This window comes from Desulforegula conservatrix Mb1Pa (genome assembly GCF_000426225.1).
In the GTDB taxonomy this organism is placed as follows: domain Bacteria; phylum Desulfobacterota; class Desulfobacteria; order Desulfobacterales; family Desulforegulaceae; genus Desulforegula; species Desulforegula conservatrix.
On the sequence record NZ_AUEY01000160.1, the window covers coordinates 1 to 2,277 of the forward strand.

Genomic DNA, 2,277 nt, shown 5'->3' on the forward strand with positions numbered 1-2,277 from the left:
TGTTTGATTAATCACCTTTAGGTGATCCCCATTTTTTACCGCTTTGAGCGGTTCAGAATCCCATGCCACCGGCTTTGCCGGTGGTCGGTGACTTGGCATCAAAAATCAAGCCGATTTATGGGACGGATTAGAGCTCTCCCTTTGCTCGGAATCCGGCATTCAGCTGAATCCAGCTATATCTATTGCCCGCAGCTTTTTTTGCATTACGATGATGCTATAAAGTGTGTTATTTTTACTCACCTGCTTTTTTAATCCGCTAAAAATGGTTATTTACTACACTTTGCCAGGATACATAGTTATTGACCGAGAAATTATTCGCTTTTTATTATTTATAATAAATTTTTAAAAACAGATAGTTATGTATTTATATAAATATTTTTCTGGCTTTATTGAGCTTTGGCATCTTGATTGCATTAACAAGAAACAAGATTGAACTTTTTCATTCTTCCCCCTTGCTAAAGGCCGCCGACGGCGGCGGCCTTATTAAAAAACGCTCGAGCGATCGGGCTTTTAAATAAAAAATAAATAAGATTTGTGTGTAAAACCGGTGAAGTTAGACGAAAACCAAACTGCAAAGGAGATAAAACAGAAAAGCAAGATACAGGTTAAAACCAAATAGAAACATATAATAAAGACTCCCCAAATAGAACAACATCCATATACTGCTTAATCACCCCATGAGAAAAGGCCCGCATGCGAAAGCATACGGGCCTTATCCATTTTGATACTTCAGCAAATTTTTTTCAGGCTTTTTAAAAGGCCATGTTCCAGTAAAATCTTAAAGAGAACAAGAAGTGGTTGCTGCGAAGTATTTGGCACTGTTTTGAATAGTTACGATTTGATTTATGATTTTTTTTTCATTATAATTGCCCCAAAAATTTTAGGTTCAAAATCTCTGTTCAGTAGTATCTGTTCTTTTCTGTTCCATGCTTTATATCTTTCTTGATTCTTTATTTTCTGAGCCTTGAGTAATATTGACAAGGTCGCAAAAAGTCCGATTTCGGTCATTCCTGGGAAGTCCGTTATTTAGAAGTATCTGAAAATACAAAGATGCAAGATCAAATCAGGCATGACAGCGGCACCTTTTCTTTGACTTTTTGCGATTTTGCCAAAAAAATCATCCTAAAATATCATGTGACGGAGGGTCTATGAACGCGTTCGATTTCCTCATAAGCATCCCGGGGCCAGAATTTCTTATATATTTTATCTTTATGTCAATTGCATGCATCATTACTGGTAGATGGATAGCTTTTCATGACGGGACTGAAAAATATCCCCTGCCCGATGCAAGGGCCCTTGATTTTATCGAGATTGCAGTAATGCGAGGTGGCAGGACTGCTGTTCTCCAGGCAGCTATTTTCATTTTTTTTAAAAAAAGGAGAAGAGTTTCTGAGCTTTTCACAGACAGGGAAATAACTGAAGTTATAGATGTCTATCTTGGATCAGCTTATCAGAAACTTGAAATAATGGGGCTTATGCTGAATAAAAATGGCAGACTTAGAATCATGACTGTTTTTTGCATTGCCTTTTTGGTGATTTTTGGAATTGGCCTGGCAAAGCTGTATTTCGGATTGAAATACGGTCGTCCTGTTGCATTTCTTGTTATTTTGTTATTTCTGTCCTTTTTAGGAATTCTGACAGCTTTCAACCCCTTTAAAAAGAGACGGACTTCCAGGCTTGGAATAAAATATCTGAATTTTCTTCATCATCATTTTTCATGGCTAAAACAGGCTGTTACCAAGGGAGATGACATCCCATCATTTAATCCGGCCTTATTCGGGGTCGCCATTTTTGGAGTCACTTTTATTGCAGGGATGGAGTTTTTCAGCCCTTTCAGCTCAGCTTTTCCTTCGGATTTTTCAGGAGATTCAATTTCAGGAGGAGGTTATGACGGATCAACTGATTCAGGAGGAGGCGGATGCAGCGATGGAGGTGGAGGTTGTGGCGGATGCGGGGGAGGGGACTGAATTTTTCCGTTTTTTAAAAGGCTCTGTTATTCCAATTGGCATCCAACGCTCTATCTTTGTCGGCTGCGCCGTCAGATTCTTGATGTACAAATGTCGTTAACCTCCGGGCAATGCTGTTGAATTAACGATTCTATGTAGTGTGTGTGCCATACTTGCACGCATCATTTGCTTTGCGCAGACTTTTGCATTATTTCAACAATACTGAGAAAAGGGGGAGAGTGATCAACGACAATTATTTTTCCGTGTCAGCGACAGTTATAATTCCCGATCCAGTTTCCTAATTTAAGGCGCATTTTCCTCACTTTTTTCC

At 39.0% G+C, this 2,277-nt stretch carries 1 protein-coding gene; it reads left to right on the plus strand.

What is annotated here, in order from left to right; all coding sequences use genetic code 11:
• Positions 1-1,148: 1,148 nt before the first annotated feature.
• Positions 1,149-1,967: a TIGR04222 domain-containing membrane protein gene (locus K245_RS28510; RefSeq protein ID WP_027360797.1), complete on the plus strand. Its 819-nt coding sequence runs from the start codon at positions 1,149-1,151 to the stop codon at positions 1,965-1,967.
• Positions 1,968-2,277 lie beyond the last annotated feature (310 nt).